9 protein-coding genes, 24 tRNA genes and 3 rRNA genes are annotated in these 18,214 nt (G+C 41.9%); 34 read left to right on the top strand and 2 right to left on the bottom strand.

Annotation, left to right across the window (positions count from 1 at the left end; all coding sequences use genetic code 11):
* The first annotated feature begins 11 nt into the window (after positions 1-11).
* On the top strand, positions 12-614 hold the full coding sequence (locus LG276_RS19590) for a pyroglutamyl-peptidase I (protein WP_224939312.1): 603 nt from the start codon (positions 12-14) through the stop codon (positions 612-614).
* A gap of 338 nt (positions 615-952) precedes the next feature.
* Here the strand turns inward: LG276_RS19590 and LG276_RS19585 are convergent, their stop codons facing one another.
* Both LG276_RS19585 and LG276_RS19580 read right to left on the bottom strand, forming a co-directional pair.
* Complete coding sequence (locus tag LG276_RS19585; RefSeq protein WP_289434512.1) at positions 953-3,085, bottom strand: MMPL family transporter; 2,133 nt, start codon at positions 3,083-3,085, stop codon at positions 953-955.
* 97 nt (positions 3,086-3,182) lie between these two features.
* Positions 3,183-3,749: a TetR/AcrR family transcriptional regulator gene (locus LG276_RS19580; RefSeq protein ID WP_224939315.1), complete on the bottom strand. Its 567-nt coding sequence runs from the start codon at positions 3,747-3,749 to the stop codon at positions 3,183-3,185.
* A 521-nt stretch (positions 3,750-4,270) separates the two neighbouring features.
* Between LG276_RS19580 and LG276_RS19575 the strand changes: the two genes are divergently transcribed.
* From LG276_RS19575 to LG276_RS19415, 33 genes are all read left to right on the top strand, one after another.
* On the top strand, positions 4,271-5,344 hold the full coding sequence (locus LG276_RS19575; protein ID WP_404292558.1) for an amino acid ABC transporter substrate-binding protein: 1,074 nt from the start codon (positions 4,271-4,273) through the stop codon (positions 5,342-5,344).
* Positions 5,345-5,444: 100 nt separating this feature from the next.
* Entirely contained in the window at positions 5,445-6,620 is a 1,176-nt protein-coding gene (locus LG276_RS19570; protein ID WP_285840905.1) for an ABC transporter permease subunit, read from the top strand.
* An 8-nt stretch (positions 6,621-6,628) separates the two neighbouring features.
* Positions 6,629-7,834 carry an amino acid ABC transporter permease gene (locus tag LG276_RS19565; protein WP_404292556.1) on the top strand — a complete coding sequence of 402 codons (1,206 nt, stop codon included), beginning with the start codon at positions 6,629-6,631 and terminating at the stop codon, positions 7,832-7,834.
* Positions 7,835-7,848: 14 nt separating this feature from the next.
* Complete coding sequence (locus LG276_RS19560; RefSeq protein ID WP_263624454.1) at positions 7,849-8,628, top strand: amino acid ABC transporter ATP-binding protein; 780 nt, start codon at positions 7,849-7,851, stop codon at positions 8,626-8,628.
* Positions 8,629-8,954: 326 nt separating this feature from the next.
* Positions 8,955-10,503: ribosomal RNA gene (locus LG276_RS19555) — 16S ribosomal RNA — on the top strand.
* Between the two features lie 219 nt (positions 10,504-10,722).
* Positions 10,723-13,655: ribosomal RNA gene (locus tag LG276_RS19550) — 23S ribosomal RNA — on the top strand.
* Between the two features lie 272 nt (positions 13,656-13,927).
* Positions 13,928-14,044, top strand: a 5S ribosomal RNA gene (gene rrf / locus LG276_RS19545).
* The 16S, 23S and 5S rRNA genes sit together here with 24 tRNA genes alongside, the layout of an rRNA operon.
* Before the next feature lie 30 nt (positions 14,045-14,074).
* Positions 14,075-14,149 (top strand) — tRNA-Glu (locus LG276_RS19540).
* A 4-nt stretch (positions 14,150-14,153) separates the two neighbouring features.
* A tRNA-Val gene (locus LG276_RS19535) sits at positions 14,154-14,229 on the top strand.
* 16 nt (positions 14,230-14,245) lie between these two features.
* A tRNA-Thr gene (locus tag LG276_RS19530) sits at positions 14,246-14,321 on the top strand.
* Between the two features lie 14 nt (positions 14,322-14,335).
* Positions 14,336-14,411: transfer RNA gene (locus LG276_RS19525), tRNA-Lys, on the top strand.
* Positions 14,412-14,420: 9 nt separating this feature from the next.
* Positions 14,421-14,502, top strand: a tRNA-Leu gene (locus LG276_RS19520).
* A gap of 21 nt (positions 14,503-14,523) precedes the next feature.
* Positions 14,524-14,598 (top strand) — tRNA-Gly (locus LG276_RS19515).
* Positions 14,599-14,601: 3 nt separating this feature from the next.
* Positions 14,602-14,675, top strand: a tRNA-Arg gene (locus LG276_RS19510).
* 8 nt (positions 14,676-14,683) lie between these two features.
* Positions 14,684-14,760, top strand: a tRNA-Pro gene (locus LG276_RS19505).
* Between the two features lie 13 nt (positions 14,761-14,773).
* Positions 14,774-14,849: transfer RNA gene (locus LG276_RS19500), tRNA-Ala, on the top strand.
* Between the two features lie 27 nt (positions 14,850-14,876).
* A tRNA-Met gene (locus tag LG276_RS19495) sits at positions 14,877-14,950 on the top strand.
* Between the two features lie 16 nt (positions 14,951-14,966).
* A tRNA-Ser gene (locus tag LG276_RS19490) sits at positions 14,967-15,059 on the top strand.
* A gap of 14 nt (positions 15,060-15,073) precedes the next feature.
* A tRNA-Met gene (locus LG276_RS19485) sits at positions 15,074-15,147 on the top strand.
* Between the two features lie 3 nt (positions 15,148-15,150).
* A tRNA-Asp gene (locus tag LG276_RS19480) sits at positions 15,151-15,227 on the top strand.
* A 19-nt stretch (positions 15,228-15,246) separates the two neighbouring features.
* Positions 15,247-15,322: transfer RNA gene (locus LG276_RS19475), tRNA-Phe, on the top strand.
* A 13-nt stretch (positions 15,323-15,335) separates the two neighbouring features.
* Positions 15,336-15,419, top strand: a tRNA-Tyr gene (locus tag LG276_RS19470).
* A 3-nt stretch (positions 15,420-15,422) separates the two neighbouring features.
* A tRNA-Trp gene (locus LG276_RS19465) sits at positions 15,423-15,496 on the top strand.
* A 6-nt stretch (positions 15,497-15,502) separates the two neighbouring features.
* Positions 15,503-15,578, top strand: a tRNA-His gene (locus tag LG276_RS19460).
* A 17-nt stretch (positions 15,579-15,595) separates the two neighbouring features.
* Positions 15,596-15,667 (top strand) — tRNA-Gln (locus LG276_RS19455).
* A 6-nt stretch (positions 15,668-15,673) separates the two neighbouring features.
* Positions 15,674-15,744: transfer RNA gene (locus tag LG276_RS19450), tRNA-Cys, on the top strand.
* A gap of 4 nt (positions 15,745-15,748) precedes the next feature.
* Positions 15,749-15,830 (top strand) — tRNA-Leu (locus tag LG276_RS19445).
* Positions 15,831-15,847: 17 nt separating this feature from the next.
* A tRNA-Gly gene (locus LG276_RS19440) sits at positions 15,848-15,918 on the top strand.
* 7 nt (positions 15,919-15,925) lie between these two features.
* Positions 15,926-16,002, top strand: a tRNA-Ile gene (locus LG276_RS19435).
* A 10-nt stretch (positions 16,003-16,012) separates the two neighbouring features.
* A tRNA-Asn gene (locus LG276_RS19430) sits at positions 16,013-16,087 on the top strand.
* Between the two features lie 15 nt (positions 16,088-16,102).
* Positions 16,103-16,176: transfer RNA gene (locus LG276_RS19425), tRNA-Arg, on the top strand.
* A 300-nt stretch (positions 16,177-16,476) separates the two neighbouring features.
* Entirely contained in the window at positions 16,477-17,232 is a 756-nt protein-coding gene (locus LG276_RS19420; protein ID WP_404292554.1) for a FixH family protein, read from the top strand.
* Positions 17,233-17,420: 188 nt separating this feature from the next.
* On the top strand, positions 17,421-18,185 hold the full coding sequence (locus LG276_RS19415) for a DUF4931 domain-containing protein (protein WP_224938106.1): 765 nt from the start codon (positions 17,421-17,423) through the stop codon (positions 18,183-18,185).
* Positions 18,186-18,214 lie beyond the last annotated feature (29 nt).

The raw sequence follows: 18,214 nt of genomic DNA, 5'->3' as shown, positions 1-18,214 counted from the left end.
GGGTGAGATAGATGCAAAAATTATTATTAACCGGTTTTGAACCTTTTTTAGATTTTCCAATTAATCCAACCGCAGAAGTTGTGGAAGCATTAGATGGCAAAAACATTGGGAATTATCATGTGCAAACGGCCTTGCTCCCCGTCTCGTTTAAACATGTAAAGCAAACACTTATAACAAAAATGGAAGAAATGAATCCAGATGCCGTGATACTTATGGGGCTAGCGGCTGGTAGAGATAAAATAACACCCGAGCGGATAGCGATTAATGTAAATGATGGACCTGTTGATAATAACGGAGTTCAACCAGTGGATGAGCCTATTCACATGGATGGCGAAGATGGTTATTTCTCTACGCTACCTATTAGGCAAATGGTCGAAAGGCTTCATCATCATGGTTTCCCTGCAAAAATATCTAATACAGCAGGAGCTTATTTATGTAACCATGTGATGTATCAAGTACTGTATTATATAAAAAAACATAACATTAATATCCCAGCAGGGTTTATTCATATTCCTGCGTCTCATCGATTGGCTTTGACCAATAGTAAACTACCTAGTTGGAGTCAATATGATTTAACAAGGGCGATCGAAATATGTATAGAAACGTTAGAGTAGTTAGGAGAATCTAATGTCATTTTTGATAATAGGTTGAATAAGCATTTAAAGTAACAAATCCGAATAGCGTTAGAGTCTGAAGAGGTCTGGCAAGTGAAAGATATATCCTATATTGGGAGAGGTGTAGTAAACGCTGTTTATCTAATTGAAGACCGTTCAAAAGGAACGTTTGTAGTAAGAACTCCTTGGCAAGAAGGAGAGAGTAGTGATATTTCTTGTAAAAAAGAAATTCACCTCTTTACATTAGTATTATCAATCTATGTGTTATATTCTCAGCGTATAAAAACTGCCACAGAACATCATCTGTGGCAGTACAAACATAAATTAATTTTTGTATTCTATCCGTTATTAACAGATTTTGATTTTTGCTTATCTCCTTGTTTATCTTTCTCTAATAAAACAATTAATCCTGGTAAAAGTACACCTCTTATAAGGAATGTATCTAATAGAATTCCGACAGCTACAATAAATCCGAATACAAATAGTAACTCGATAGGCTGTGTCATTAGAACAGCGAATGTTGCGGCTAGAATCAAGCCGGCTGAAGAAATGACTCCACCTGTATGAGAAACAGCTAACTGAACAGCTTCTTTGACACTATGGTGCTTTCTTTCTTCTTGAAAGCGAGAAACGAGCATAATATTATAATCGATTCCAAGTGCGACAAGAAATACAAAGGCGTATAAAGGAACGCGGTTACTTACAGCATCGATTCCGAAAAATATCTCTGTCAAAAATGTTCCCAATCCTAATGCTGCTAAGAATGATATGAGAATAGTTCCCATCATATAGATTGGCATTTTGATCGATTTTGTCAAAGCGATAAGGAGTAAGAAGATGAGGACCGTTTCAAGTGTAACAATCAAAAGGATATCATTATTGTTCACTTTACGATCATCTAATGATGACGCTGTTTCACCTGAAAAATAAATGTCGCCATCTATATTACTGTTATCTAATAACTCTTCTTTCTCATTTACTATTTTTTCTAGTTCATTAATACTTTCAATCGCATAAGGACTGTCATTGAAAGTCAAGCTCAGTTGAAGAACTTGATTGTTTTCAGCTGTCCCAGAAGGTCTAACTTCATTTACTTCTGACCTTGTTGAAAGTTGTTCGACAATAGAAGAAACTTGTTCTTCAGATAATGCTTGTGATGATTCAACTAAAACAGTTGTTGGTGCAAGATCTCCGCTAGAGAAGTTTTCTTCTAATACTTCATAACCGACACGAGATGGCATATCTTCAGGGAAAGATTTTATCGTATCAAATTCATAGTCTAAGTTTGAAATATTTAATGCAGAGACGACCAAGATAACCCCGACAGATATAACGGATACAATCGGTTTTTTGACAACGAATTGTCCTACCTTACTCCAGAAAGAACTTCCTTTCACTGAATGGTCTCCCATTTTCGGTACTTTTGGCCAAAATGCTTTTCTGCCAAATAACGCAAATAAAGCAGGAATGAGCGTTATGGATGAGATCATGATAATCGCCATGGCTGTTGCGAAAGTTGGAGCGAAGTTTCGATAATCACCAAACTCGGCAAAGAAAAGAACAAGCATAGCGGCAAGAACCGTGCCTCCAGAGAAGAAAACAGGCATGCCAACACTTCTCATAGCCACTTTCATCGCTTCAAAAGAGTTTTCATGGTTTTTTAATGCTTCTCTAAAACGTGAAAATACGAAAAGCGAATAATCAACTACTGCTGCAAATAACAAGATCAACATAATCGAAATGGTTTGTTGACTGAGATCTAATCCTAGGCTTCCTAAAATACCTAATGACTTCATAACAACTTCATAAACAAATCCAGCAGCCAATAAAGGAATGATAGCAAGCAGTGGTGAGCGATAAATAACAATAAGTAAGACTAATATTAAAGCGACAGTAGATAAAATAAGGACAACATCAGCTCTTGAAAATAGGTCAAGAGAGTCTGCACTAATGCCAGCGGGTCCAGTTACCCAAAAGTTTAGGTCTGTTTGATCTTCGATAATATCTTGCATTTGATGAATGGAAGTTTGAATATCTCCGCTTTCCATACTAGATGCAAATTGTAGTGGAATGACTGCTATGGATTGATCATCAGAAAAGAAGCCTTCGAGTGCTTCAGGTGGTAATTGTTCTAGTGGAATGACCTCAGTTATTCCTTTAATTTCATTATTCTTAAAGCTATTTAGTTGTTCTGCTAAAACAGAGGTTTCAAGTTGCTCATCATTTTTATCCTGAAAGACAAGGATGGCAGGAATACCGTCAGCGCTTGGAAAGTATTCTTCTAATTTGTTTTGGGCGATAATCGATTGGCTATCTTCAGGGAGAGTAGCAATTCTTCCCACTTGATAATCTTTCGCATTAGGAGCAAAAAATGCTAACCCTAGCGCGATAACTAGCCAACAGACGATGGTAATCCACGCCCCTTTTTTCGTTGCTACTCGATCAGTAATAGTATGGAGCAAGTTTTTCATTTGATAGGACATCCTTTCAAGTTAGGTTGGGGTGGAAAATCATAAAAATTCCATGGTTCTATCATATTTTGCTCCAAAGTGACACATGTGTCAATTATTAAGTGCGTATCCCGTTACTTACCATTTGAATAATGGATTGAACCCATTGCTCACGTGGTAACTGAAAATGATTTGGAATGGCTACTGATTGAAAAATAAAGCCTAATATCATTGTGTCTGGCAAGGATGGGTTTAACTTTCCTTCTTGCTTACCTAGTTGGACAAAGTTTTGTAAGCATGTATACATATTTATACTCATGTTTTTAAAATAAGATTGATTTGCAGCTGTTTTTTCGTTTGTTGTATTCACTTGCTTTGTAATATTGATTAATTCCTGAATCTCACTTCTTTCAAAGATAATTTCCATTAAGTAAGTAAATTGCCGTTCAAAATCTCCTTTTTCCTCAATTTGCTCGAGTTTTTGCATAAATTGATTCATTTCATAAATCATAAAAGCTGTAATAAGTTCATCTTTATTTTCAAAATACTTATAAATTGTTCCTCTTGCTACATTTAGCCTTTCTGCCAATAAACTAAACGTAAATGCTTCATATCCAACTTCTAGTAATAATGCTTGTGTATGTTCGTATAATTCTGTAATGGAGAACTTTCTATCTCTACCCATATTTATTCACCTCATCAATATTATAATCGTTTGTCATTTATAATCGAAAGTTATATCTTTTTCATTCATTATTTCTTCAAAAGAAAGAAGGTAAAGTGTTATATTGAAAAATTACTTTTATGAAATAATCGCGGAAAAACGAGAGAAGAAAAGGGGAAGGGTAAATGTAGTTCGTTTTGGTAAAAAAGATTATTAATCCGGTGTATAGAATAGGTATTTAGAATGAGTGTTAGTAAAATGATAAATATTATTAAGAAATACTCTTCATTTGTAATTAAACCTGATTAGACTCCAGTAATATAGGAAGAGATTAATAAGATTAATATTCTAGTAAACTGTTAAATGCATTTAATTTATTCTAAATATTTTTATTTTTAAGAAAATTAAAAATATAATGTTGACTACAAAAAACAATAAAGTTAATATATAACATATAGTGATAGACAATCTTACATGTGGATCTATTACTATTGTTAAATATCTAAAAATTCTGTTAATTAACAGAGTAAAGGGGGGTAATTATGAAGAAGATTTCATTTGGTTTTATAAGTTTCGTTTTAGTAGTTTTGCTTGCGCTAACTGGTTGCTCGAATGAAGAGGCGGGGGGAAAGGAAGGCGGGGATTCGAATAATGGATCATCCGGAAGTTCTATTCTTAGTAAAGTGATTGATAATAAGAAGCTAGTTGCTGGAGTGAATGATGAATTGCCAGGGTTTGGCTACATCGATGAGAGTGGTAAGAACGTTGGGTTTGATGTTGATTTCGCTCGAGTACTAGCAGCGGGTGCGATAGGGGATGCCGAAGCCGTTGAGTTTAGACCTTTATCTGCTCAAGAGAGATTTACAGCTGTGCAAACAGGCGAAGTTGATGTGTTAATTAGAAACACAACATGGACAACAAACCGTGATTCGGAAGTTGGTTTGAATTTTGCGCCAACAACTTTCTATGATGGCCAAGGTATTATGGTGAGAGCCGACAGTGGGGTAGAGTCTCTTGAGGATTTAAAAGGTATGCGTATTGGTGTAGACACAGGAACAACAACGGAGTTGAACTTAGCAGATCAGATGAGAGCGCTTGGTATTGAGCATGAGGCGGTTGTGTTTGATGGTCAAGATGCAGTAGTAGCGGCGTATGAATCAGGAAGCATTGATGCTTGGACAACAGATAAATCTGGATTAGTTGCAAGGCAGGCAGTAATGGAAAATCCTGATGAACATAAGATTTTGGAGGAGAACTTATCGAAAGAGCCACTTGGACCGTCAGTAAAAGGTGGAGATGATAAGTGGTTTGATGCGGTGAACTGGATGGTTTTTGCTACTATTCAAGCTGAAGAATTTGGCATCACTTCTAAAAATGTTGATGAATTTTTAGAATCGGAAAATCCTGAAATTAGAAGATTGTTAGGAACTGAAGGAAACCTTGGAGAACAATTAGGGCTCCCAAATGACTTTGCCTACCAGATTATTAAGCAAGTAGGGAATTATGGCGAAATTTTTGAGAAGAATCTTGGAGCAGATACCATTTTCAAATTAGATAGAGGGTTAAACGCATTATACACTGATGGCGGAATTCTTTACTCTCCTCCATTCCGTTAAGTAAAGATAGACCTGCTTGATGAGAATTCTCTATAGCAGGTCTTTTTTAAACTATTAGTTAAATAGGTACCTCTAGAAGGGAGTGTAAGATGTGAGTGAACTGTCGAATCAGAAGAAATCGATTTCTCCACCTTTTTGGCGAAATAAAAAGATTATCCCAATTATCTTACAAGTAGTATTTGCTATTATCGTTTTAGCATTCGGATATCTTTTAATTGACAATGCTTTAAGTGGGCTAAGACAAATAGGTTTACAGTTAGGATTCGATTTCCTTGCCAATACAGCAGGATTTTCTATTTCGGAGGCGATGATTGATTATCAACCGACTGATACATATGGAAAAGCTTTACTCATAGGCATGCTTAATACATTGAGGGTTGCATTCTTTGGGATTATTTTAACGACTATTCTTGGATTGATTGTCGGCTTGTCGAGAATGTCGAATAACTGGTTATTAAGTAAAATTGCCGGAGTGTACATTGAGATTTTTCGAAATACACCATTGCTTGTACAAATATTTATTTGGTTTTATGCCGTGTTTTTACCAATGCCGAAAATTCAAGAAGCCCTTCAGATTGGACCGATGCTTTTCTCGAATCGCGGTACAGCTATTCCTTGGTATGAAAAAAATCAAGGAATTTTACTCTGGGGCATTTTATTCCTTGTTTCACTGGTAATTGCTCTTTTTGTCTATCGTTTGATGTTAAAGAAACAAATAGAATCTGGGAAAAAGAATTTTCCATCATTGTGGGCGCTTGGTGTTATCGTGGTGATTGCTATTATATCTTACGTAGTCACTGGAAATACACCAGTAACCTTCCATGTTCCGTCTGTTGCAGGAAATGGGTTTGATGGTGGTTTTGTCCTATCACCTGGATTTTCCGCTATATTACTCGGGTTGGTCATTTATACATCTACATTTATTGCAGAGATCATACGAGCTGGGGTCAATGGAGTCAATAAGGGGCAGTCTGAAGCTGCGAAAGCATTAGGGTTAAAGAATTCAACAGCTCTCAGATTGGTGATTTTCCCACAGGCCATTAGAATTATCATCCCACCTTTAACCAGTCAATATTTGAACTTAACTAAGAATTCAAGTTTGGCTGTTGCAGTTGGTTATCAAGAGATTGTAAGTATTGGAAACACAGTAATGAATCAAGCGGGGCGTCCAATAGAGGCTATTGCGATAATGATTGTTGTTTATTTAACATTTAGTTTAATTACTTCTTTATTTATGAACTACTTTAATAAGAAAGCGCAACTCGTTGAAAGGTAGGTGTAAGCATGAACAATGAACCTCAAATGAACGTAACTACTGGTACTTCGGTTGTGGGACCGCCTAAAAAAACAGTCGGTGTAGGTAGTTGGTTAAAGACAAACTTATTCGGTACTTGGCCAAATATTATATTAACCATCGTGTCAACTGCCATTATTTTATATGTTGTCTTCCATACAGGGAAATTTATTTTTACAGCTGATTGGACTGTGATCGAAACGAACTTTCGTTTACTCATGGTTGGGCAATTTCCATTAGAGGAGACTTGGAGAGTTTGGGTAGCTATTTTTCTCATTTCTGCTCTTTTAGGAAGCTCATGGGGGTTATGGCGAGGAGTGATGAAGCATGTGGCATTGGTTATTGGTGGGCTAATGGTCGTTTCTCTTGTCCTACCATTTATCCAAACAAATACGAGGCTTATTCTTGTAGGGAATATTATTTGCATTTTCCTCTTTTATATAATAGGAAGAAAAGTGAAAAAGCTAAAAATACCAGTTTTATTATTATGGATATTGTTTATTCCGCTTGTTATTTCTCTATTCAATGGTTTCGGAATTTTACCAAAAGTGAATTCTAATGTTTGGGGAGGTTTCTTGTTAACGCTACTTATTGCAAGTGTGGCAATTGTTTGTTCTTTTCCCTTGGGAGTTTTATTAGCTCTAGGAAGACGAAGTAAACTCCCTGTAGTGAAATGGTTTTGTATCATTTATATTGAACTGATAAGAGGAATCCCTCTAATTACCATACTATTTGTATTTCAGTTAATGTTGCCGCTTTTTTTAGGTAATAGTATTGACGTGAGTAATGTCCTCAGGGCAATGGTTGGTTTCACATTATTTAGTGCTGCATATTTAGCTGAAAATATAAGAGGTGGATTGCAATCAATTCCGAGGGGACAATTTGAGGCAGCGCAAGCTTTAGGTTTAAATTCCACATATACCATGGGTTTTGTTGTTCTTCCTCAAGCTATCAAAGCTGTGATTCCAGCTTGTGTTGGTCAGTTTATCTCAATTTTCAAAGATACTTCTCTTGTAGCGATTGTAGGATTAACTGAATTATTAGGGATGGGACAAAAGGTGATTGCAAATCCCGCCTTTTTAGGTAAGAACATGGAAGTATTTCTGTTTATCGCGTTTATTTACTTTATATTCTGTTCGCTTATGTCGTATGTAAGTAGAAGATTGGAAAATACTTTAGGTGCCGGAGAGCGTTAGGAGGATATATATAGATGGAAAGTATATTTGGAGTTGAGAAAATAGATATACCTATTGAAAAAAGAGAAAATATAATAGAAGTAAAGGGATTAAATAAATGGTTTGGACAACTGCATGTTTTAAAAGATGTAAATATTAGTGTGAAACAAGGTGAGGTTGTTGTTGTCCTGGGGCCATCTGGTTCAGGGAAATCTACTTTTATTCGCACCCTTAATGCTTTAGAAGAGTTTCAACAAGGACAAATAAAAATAGATGGTATTGAGTTGACTGATGATTTAAAGAACATAGAAGAAATAAGAAAAGAAACAGGGATGGTTTTTCAATCTTTTAATCTCTTTCCACATATGACGATTCTAAAAAACATCTCTTTAGCACCGATTTGGGTGAGAAGGTGGAAGAAGACTAAAGCTGAACAAATCGCGAAAGAGTTGCTTGAAAGAGTGGGTATTCCTGAACAAGCTGATAAATATCCAGGTCAACTTTCAGGTGGGCAACAACAAAGGGTGGCTATTGCAAGAGCGTTGGCGATGCAACCGAAAATCATGTTGTTTGATGAACCGACCTCAGCGTTAGATCCTGAGATGGTAAAAGAGGTATTGGATGTAATGAAGACGTTGGCTGAATCAGGAATGACAATGGTAGTTGTTACACATGAAATGGGGTTCGCTCGCCAAGTAGCTGACCGTATTGTTTTATTTGATTACGGTGAAATTGTTGAAGAGGGAACGCCAGTAGAATTATTTGATAACCCACAACATGAAAGGACGAAAGCGTTCTTATCGCAAATACTATAATAAAAAAGGAGTCAGCATAACATGAAAGTGCTGACTCCTTTTTTATTTATGTAATAGATTAATTTTTTTAAAAAAGTTATTGACGAATAATAATAACAGGTGATATTATATTAAAGCAGTCGTTACTGACGCAGTAACTTACATAAGGATTTTAAAAAAAGTTATTGACATCAAACGAACTGAATGATATATTAAGAAGGTCGCTTCTGAAGCGAACGAGATTGTTCTTTGAAAACTGAACGAACGTAAAACGTCAAGCGTAATTCTAAAAAAGTTGATTTATCAGCAACAAAGCACCATAGGTGCAAATGAGCTAATCAAACACTTTATTGGAGAGTTTGATCCTGGCTCAGGACGAACGCTGGCGGCGTGCCTAATACATGCAAGTCGAGCGAATCTGAGGGAGCTTGCTCCCAAAGATTAGCGGCGGACGGGTGAGTAACACGTGGGCAACCTGCCTGTAAGACTGGGATAACTCCGGGAAACCGGGGCTAATACCGGATAATTTCTATTTATACATATAATTAGATTGAAAGATGGTTCTGCTATCACTTACAGATGGGCCCGCGGCGCATTAGCTAGTTGGTGAGGTAACGGCTCACCAAGGCGACGATGCGTAGCCGACCTGAGAGGGTGATCGGCCACACTGGGACTGAGACACGGCCCAGACTCCTACGGGAGGCAGCAGTAGGGAATCTTCCGCAATGGACGAAAGTCTGACGGAGCAACGCCGCGTGAGTGATGAAGGTTTTCGGATCGTAAAACTCTGTTGTTAGGGAAGAACAAGTACCGGAGTAACTGCCGGTACCTTGACGGTACCTAACCAGAAAGCCACGGCTAACTACGTGCCAGCAGCCGCGGTAATACGTAGGTGGCAAGCGTTGTCCGGAATTATTGGGCGTAAAGCGCGCGCAGGCGGTTCCTTAAGTCTGATGTGAAAGCCCACGGCTCAACCGTGGAGGGTCATTGGAAACTGGGGAACTTGAGTGCAGAAGAGGAAAGTGGAATTCCAAGTGTAGCGGTGAAATGCGTAGAGATTTGGAGGAACACCAGTGGCGAAGGCGACTTTCTGGTCTGTAACTGACGCTGAGGCGCGAAAGCGTGGGGAGCAAACAGGATTAGATACCCTGGTAGTCCACGCCGTAAACGATGAGTGCTAAGTGTTAGAGGGTTTCCGCCCTTTAGTGCTGCAGCAAACGCATTAAGCACTCCGCCTGGGGAGTACGACCGCAAGGTTGAAACTCAAAGGAATTGACGGGGGCCCGCACAAGCGGTGGAGCATGTGGTTTAATTCGAAGCAACGCGAAGAACCTTACCAGGTCTTGACATCCTCTGACAATCCTAGAGATAGGACTTTCCCCTTCGGGGGACAGAGTGACAGGTGGTGCATGGTTGTCGTCAGCTCGTGTCGTGAGATGTTGGGTTAAGTCCCGCAACGAGCGCAACCCTTGATCTTAGTTGCCAGCATTCAGTTGGGCACTCTAAGGTGACTGCCGGTGACAAACCGGAGGAAGGTGGGGATGACGTCAAATCATCATGCCCCTTATGACCTGGGCTACACACGTGCTACAATGGATGGTACAAAGGGCTGCAAGACCGCGAGGTTTAGCCAATCCCATAAAACCATTCTCAGTTCGGATTGTAGGCTGCAACTCGCCTACATGAAGCCGGAATCGCTAGTAATCGCGGATCAGCATGCCGCGGTGAATACGTTCCCGGGCCTTGTACACACCGCCCGTCACACCACGAGAGTTTGTAACACCCGAAGTCGGTGGGGTAACCTTTTGGAGCCAGCCGCCTAAGGTGGGACAGATGATTGGGGTGAAGTCGTAACAAGGTAGCCGTATCGGAAGGTGCGGCTGGATCACCTCCTTTCTAAGGAATATACGGAATTAACTTGATGTTGGACTGTTCGTTCAGTTTTGAGAGTATAATCTCTCGATTCAATCGTTCTTTGAAAACTAGATAATGTAATGAAGAAGATTACCGAGTAATCGCCACCTTAGTTATTTTCTCTCTATATAATAGAGTAGAGATATTAAACTTTTTTTAAAAAACACAACCGTGAGGGAAGCGAAAGCAACCCAAACATATGGTTAAGTTAATAAGGGCGCACGGTGAATGCCTTGGCACTAGGAGCCGATGAAGGACGGGACTAACACCGATATGCTTCGGGGAGCTGTAAGTAAGCTTTGATCCGGAGATTTCCGAATGGGGAAACCCCCTATCCGTTATGGGATAGGATCCATACCTGAATACATAGGGTATGGAAGGCAGACCCGGGGAACTGAAACATCTAAGTACCCGGAGGAAGAGAAAGCAAACGCGATTCCCTGAGTAGCGGCGAGCGAAACGGGATTAGCCCAAACCAAGAGGCTTGCCTCTTGGGGTTGTAGGACATTCTATACGGAGTTACAAAGGAACGAGATAGACGAAGAGGTCTGGAAAGGCCCGCCATAGGAGGTAAAAGCCCTGTAGTTGAAACTTCGTTCCCTCCAGAGTGGATCCTGAGTACGGCGGGACACGAGAAATCCCGTCGGAAGCAGGGAGGACCATCTCCCAAGGCTAAATACTCCCTAGTGACCGATAGTGAACCAGTACCGTGAGGGAAAGGTGAAAAGCACCCCGGAAGGGGAGTGAAAGAGATCCTGAAACCGTGTGCCTACAAGTAGTTAGAGCCCGTTAATGGGTGATAGCGTGCCTTTTGTAGAATGAACCGGCGAGTTACGATTACATGCGAGGTTAAGTTGGACAGACGGAGCCGTAGCGAAAGCGAGTCTGAATAGGGCGAATGAGTATGTGGTCGTAGACCCGAAACCAGGTGATCTACCCATGTCCAGGGTGAAGTCCAGGTAACACTGGATGGAGGCCCGAACCCACGTACGTTGAAAAGTGCGGGGATGAGGTGTGGGTAGCGGAGAAATTCCAATCGAACTTGGAGATAGCTGGTTCTCTCCGAAATAGCTTTAGGGCTAGCCTCATGCGTAAGAATCTTGGAGGTAGAGCACTGTTTGGACTAGGGGCCCTCATCGGGTTACCGAATTCAGACAAACTCCGAATGCCAAAGATTTATCCATGGGAGTCAGACTGCGAGTGATAAGATCCGTAGTCAAGAGGGAAACAGCCCAGACCACCAGCTAAGGTCCCAAAGTATACGTTAAGTGGAAAAGGATGTGGAGTTGCTTAGACAACCAGGATGTTGGCTTAGAAGCAGCCACCATTTAAAGAGTGCGTAATAGCTCACTGGTCGAGTGACTCCGCGCCGAAAATGTACCGGGGCTAAACGTATCACCGAAGCTGTGGATTGAACATCGTTGATGTTCAGTGGTAGGAGAGCGTTCTAAGGGCGTTGAAGCTAGACCGTAAGGACTGGTGGAGCGCTTAGAAGTGAGAATGCCGGTATGAGTAGCGAAAGATGGGTGAGAATCCCATCCACCGAATGCCTAAGGTTTCCTGAGGAAGGCTCGTCCGCTCAGGGTTAGTCGGGACCTAAGCCGAGGCTGAAAAGCGTAGGCGATGGACAACAGGTTGATATTCCTGTACCACCGTATTCTGTTTGAGTGATGGGGGGACGCAGGAGGATAGGGTAAGCGCACGATTGGATGTGCGTCTAAGCAGTTAGAGGGACCATGAGGCAAATCCCATGGTCATATACCTTGAGCTGTGATAGCGAGGGAAATTTAGTACCGAAGTTCTTGATTCCACACTGCCAAGAAAAGCCTCTAGCGAGGAATAAGGTGCCCGTACCGCAAACCGACACAGGTAGGCGAGGAGAGAATCCTAAGGTGAGCGAGAGAACTCTCGTTAAGGAACTCGGCAAAATGACCCCGTAACTTCGGGAGAAGGGGTGCTCATTAGGGTGTTAAAGCCTTGATGAGCCGCAGTGAATAGGCCCAGGCGACTGTTTAGCAAAAACACAGGTCTCTGCGAAGCCGCAAGGCGAAGTATAGGGGCTGACGCCTGCCCGGTGCTGGAAGGTTAAGAGGAGAGGTTAGCTCACGCGAAGCTTTGAATCGAAGCCCCAGTAAACGGCGGCCGTAACTATAACGGTCCTAAGGTAGCGAAATTCCTTGTCGGGTAAGTTCCGACCCGCACGAAAGGCGTAACGATCTGGGCACTGTCTCAACGAGAGACTCGGTGAAATTATAGTACCTGTGAAGATGCAGGTTACCCGCGACAGGACGGAAAGACCCCGTGGAGCTTTACTGTAGCCTGATATTGAATTTTGGTACAGCTTGTACAGGATAGGTAGGAGCCTTAGAAGCCGGAGCGCTAGCTTCGGTGGAGGCGTCGGTGGGATACTACCCTGGCTGTATTGAAATTCTAACCCACATCCCTTATCGGGATGGGAGACAGTGTCAGGTGGGCAGTTTGACTGGGGCGGTCGCCTCCTAAAGAGTAACGGAGGCGCCCAAAGGTTCCCTCAGAATGGTTGGAAATCATTCGTAGAGTGTAAAGGCACAAGGGAGCTTGACTGCGAGACCTACAAGTCGAGCAGGGACGAAAGTCGGGCTTAGTGATCCGGTGGTTCCGCATGGAAGGGCCATCGCTCAACGGATAAAAGCTACCCCGGGGATAACAGGCTTATCTCCCCCAAGAGTCCACATCGACGGGGAGGTTTGGCACCTCGATGTCGGCTCATCGCATCCTGGGGCTGTAGTCGGTCCCAAGGGTTGGGCTGTTCGCCCATTAAAGCGGTACGCGAGCTGGGTTCAGAACGTCGTGAGACAGTTCGGTCCCTATCCGTCGTGGGCGCAGGAAATTTGAGAGGAGCTGTCCTTAGTACGAGAGGACCGGGATGGACGCACCGCTGGTGTACCAGTTGTCTTGCCAAAGGCATCGCTGGGTAGCTATGTGCGGAAGGGATAAGTGCTGAAAGCATCTAAGCATGAAGCCCCCCTCGAGATGAGATTTCCCATAGCGTAAGCTAGTAAGATCCCTGAAAGATGATCAGGTTGATAGGTTAGAGGTGGAAGTGTGGCGACACATGCAGCTGACTAATACTAATCGATCGAGGACTTAACCAAAACGAAAAGCGAAAGCGCCTTGCACAGGTGCGACAAGCATAAGACGGATTTGACAGGAGGTTGTTCTTTAACCTCATGACAAATTTGACTTATGACCTCGAGCACCTAGGCGCTGTAGCTGGACAATTCGAAATGCGGGCGGCTACTAGGCGCCGCAGCTGGACAGCACTACGTAAGTAGTATCCTACAGCACGCATTCAGGCGATTACTCAATAAATATCTTCTTCAACATTACCTAGTTTTGAGGGAACGATTCCCTTACAATTTCATAGTCCGGTGGCGATAGCGAGAAGGTCACACCCGTTCCCATACCGAACACGGAAGTTAAGCTTCTCAGCGCCGATGGTAGTTAGGGGCTGTCCCCTTGTGAGAGTAGGACGCTGCCGGGCAAACTACCCCATTTTTTGGGGTTATTTTTTGGCCCCTTGGTCAAGCGGTTAAGACACCGCCCTTTCACGGCGGTAACACGGGTTCGAATCCCGTAGGGGTCACCATTTTGGAGGATTAGCTCAGCTGGGAGAGCATCTGCCTTACAAGCAGAGGGTCGGCGGTTCGATCCCGTCATCCTCCACCATTTTTTTTGTATATTTGCCGGCCTAGCTCAATTGGTAGAGCAACTGACTTGTAATCAGTAGGTTGGGGGTTCAAGTCCTCTGGCCGGCACCACTCGTGCTTTGTACGAGCCATTAGCTCAGTTGGTAGAGCATCTGACTTTTAATCAGAGGGTCGAAGGTTCGAGTCCTTCATGGCTCACCATTTAAATTTGCGGGTGTGGCGGAATTGGCAGACGCACCAGACTTAGGATCTGGCGCCGCAAGGCGTGGGGGTTCGACTCCCTTCACCCGCATTAGTTTTATAATGAATAGTTGCGGAAGTAGTTCAGTGGTAGAACATCACCTTGCCAAGGTGAGGGTCGCGGGTTCGAATCCCGTCTTCCGCTCCAGATGCGCCCGTAGCTCAATTGGATAGAGCGTTTGACTACGGATCAAAAGGTTAGGGGTTCGACTCCTCTCGGGCGCGTTTTATTTCGGGAAGTAGCTCAGCTTGGTAGAGCACTTGGTTTGGGACCAAGGGGTCGCAGGTTCGAATCCTGTCTTCCCGACCACGAATACTTTTTAGGGGCCTTAGCTCAGCTGGGAGAGCGCCTGCTTTGCACGCAGGAGGTCAGCGGTTCGATCCCGCTAGGCTCCACCAATTTAATTTTTATAAAATATATTTTATGGCGGTGTAGCTCAGCTGGCTAGAGCGTACGGTTCATACCCGTGAGGTCGGGGGTTCGATCCCCTCCGCCGCTATTGCTTTTTTATTAATGGAGGAATACCCAAGTCTGGCTGAAGGGATCGGTCTTGAAAACCGACAGGGGTGTTAAAGCCCGCGGGGGTTCGAATCCCTCTTCCTCCGCCATTAATATTTATTATCGCGGGGTGGAGCAGTCCGGTAGCTCGTCGGGCTCATAACCCGAAGGTCGCAGGTTCAAATCCTGCCCCCGCAATCTGGTCCGGTAGTTCAGTTGGTTAGAATGCCTGCCTGTCACGCAGGAGGTCGCGGGTTCGAGTCCCGTCCGGACCGCCATTTACATATTTATTATTTTGGCTCAGTAGCTCAGTCGGTAGAGCAAAGGACTGAAAATCCTTGTGTCGGCGGTTCGATTCCGTCCTGAGCCACCATTTATTCTTTTTTGGAGGGGTAGCGAAGTGGCTAAACGCGGCGGACTGTAAATCCGCTCCTTCGGGTTCGGCAGTTCGAATCTGCCCCCCTCCACCATCTAGGGGTATAGTTTAATGGTAAAACGAAGGTCTCCAAAACCTTTGATGTGGGTTCAATTCCTACTACCCCTGCCAATAATGGCGATTGTGGCGAAGTGGTTAACGCATCGGATTGTGGTTCCGACATTCGTGGGTTCGATTCCCATCAGTCGCCCCATTTTTCAATTTACTTATTGGGCTATAGCCAAGTGGTAAGGCAACGGATTTTGATTCCGTCATTCGCAGGTTCGAACCCTGCTAGCCCAGTTTTATGGCAGCATAGCCAAGTGGTAAGGCAGAGGTCTGCAAAACCTTTATCCCCGGTTCAAATCCGGGTGTTGCCTTTATGCCGGTGTGGCGGAATTGGCAGACGCGCACGACTCAAAATCGTGTTCCTTCGGGAGTGTCGGTTCGACCCCGACCACCGGTATGTTGAAGTTCTTAAATGCGGGTGTAGTTTAGTGGTAAAACCTCAGCCTTCCAAGCTGATGATGAGGGTTCGATTCCCTTCACCCGCTTAAATAGGGGCCTATAGCTCAGCTGGTTAGAGCGCACGCCTGATAAGCGTGAGGTCGATGGTTCGAGTCCATTTAGGCCCACCATTTATATTATTCCGCAGTAGCTCAGTGGTAGAGCATTCGGCTGTTAACCGAACGGTCGTAGGTTCGAATCCTACCTGCGGAGCCATACATATTTTAGTTTGCGCCTTTAGCTCAGCTGGATAGAGCAACAGCCTTCTAAGCTGTGGGTCAGAGGTTCGAATCCTCTAAGGCGCGTCAAAGCTCTTAAATCTTCTATAAGGTTTATGAGCTTTTTTTGTATGATTAATTTTAAATTAAGCTTCTAGGCATCTAGTTGAAAGCTTTGTAGAAAAGTAAAAAAAAGCTTCCATAAATGGAAGCCAAAAAGGGGGATTTACACTTGTAATAGAAGTTTCTCCTAATAAATCTTTTTATATACCTATATTTTCTTTATTTTACATATTTCTCTCATTAACAAATTATTTCACTTTTCTAACACATATTATTAGTAAAATAGATGAGAAAGATTAGATGTTTAAGAAAGAGGGGCTTTTTATGAAGAAGTGGATATCAACGTTTTCTGTAATCATGATTATTTTTCTTGCTGCTTGTGGAAATGCGGGGAATGATGCAAACTCTAGTGGTGGCGAAGGATCAGTTCCTGCTGCAATCGATGCCAGTATCTCGATACCAAGTCAGATTAAAAGGAACGAAGAAGTACGCTTAGAAGTTACTGTTACTCAGGGAGACGAGTCTGTGGAAGATGCAGATGAAGTAAAATTTGAATTGTGGGAAGATGGGAAAAAGGATAATAGTGAATTAATAGAAGCAGAACACGAGAATGATGGAAAGTATGTTGCATCCTATACATTTGAAAAAGATGCTATCTATCATATTCAGTCACATGTCACCGCAAGAAGTATGCACACTATGCCTAAAGTTAAAGTGGCGGTAGGCAGTGCTGAAATAGATAGCGAAGAAGAAAATCAAGGCCATAGCACACATGAGCATGATGGAAATGTAGCGATACATATAAGTCCTACTGCTGATATTAAGACGAATGAGGAAACTCCATTTGATATTCATATTACGAAAGAAGAACAAGGACTTGAAGAGGCTAATGTGAGGTTAGAAATCGTTCAAACGATTGATGAACATCAGGTGGCTTGGGTAGATGCAGTAGAGGAAACTAGTGGGATGTATACAGCAACACATGCATTTACTGATAATGGAACATACAAGATTGTCGTTCATGTTGAAAATGATGAAGGATTACATGAACATAGTGAATTTGAGGTCATAGTAAATTAACAGTAAAAGAAAGATATTTGCATATGCAAATATCTTTTTTATCTTATTTAATAATGTACTTTTGTTACGCAAGTGAAGTTGCCTTTAATATTGATGAATTTTATACTAATCATAATCAAACTTTCACACTATAAAGAAGAAGCCCTTTATAATAGAAGTAAGTAATTGAAATCAGGAGAGAATAACTAATGACAAATACTCATTTATTTTTTAATACAAGCATTGGTAAACAGAAACCTAATAGTATAAGGAATAAAGAACAAGTGTGTCCGTTCTGTCAGAGAGAACAATTGACGAACATTATTGCGGAGGATGGTCCAATCATTTGGTTGGAGAATAAATATCCCGTATTAGAAAATGCTCATCAAACGGTCTTAATCGAGACAGCTGAGTGTGACACGGAACTTTCACAGTATGATGACAACCATTTAGTCAGATTGATTACATTTGGTTTAGACAAGTGGTTAAGTATGGAGAAAAGTGATAAATACAAATCTGTGATTTTTTTCAAGAATCATGGGCCGCATTCAGGTGGAAGCATTGCTCATCCTCATATGCAAATTGTTGGTTTATATGATGTCGTGTATCAAAATAAGGTGCAGGCTGACGATTTTGTAGGAGAATTGATTGATCAACATGGTGATACTGAATTTTCTTTATCGAATAAACCTCGTATTGGTTTTTATGAATTTAATGTTAAATTAGGACAGAAAAAGGATATTGCAGCGTTTGCTAAATATATTCAAATGGCAACCAAATATATTCTGAGGGATTTTCCTTTTACATGTAACAGCTATAATCTATTTTTTTATCATTTCGAGAATGAAATATATGCAAAAATCGTCCCTCGATATGTAACAAGCCCTCTTTTTATCGGATATTTCTTGCCACAAGTACCTAATAACATCATGTGGATGGTAAAGGATATTCAAAGTAAATATGTACAATTATAATATGCATTTTTCTTTGTTACAAAAAAGAA

Origin of the sequence: Cytobacillus kochii, assembly GCF_044790165.1 — a bacterium.
Taxonomy (GTDB): Bacteria; Bacillota; Bacilli; order Bacillales; family Cytobacillaceae; genus Cytobacillus; species Cytobacillus kochii.
This window is presented reverse-complemented; position numbering and strand designations above follow the sequence as displayed.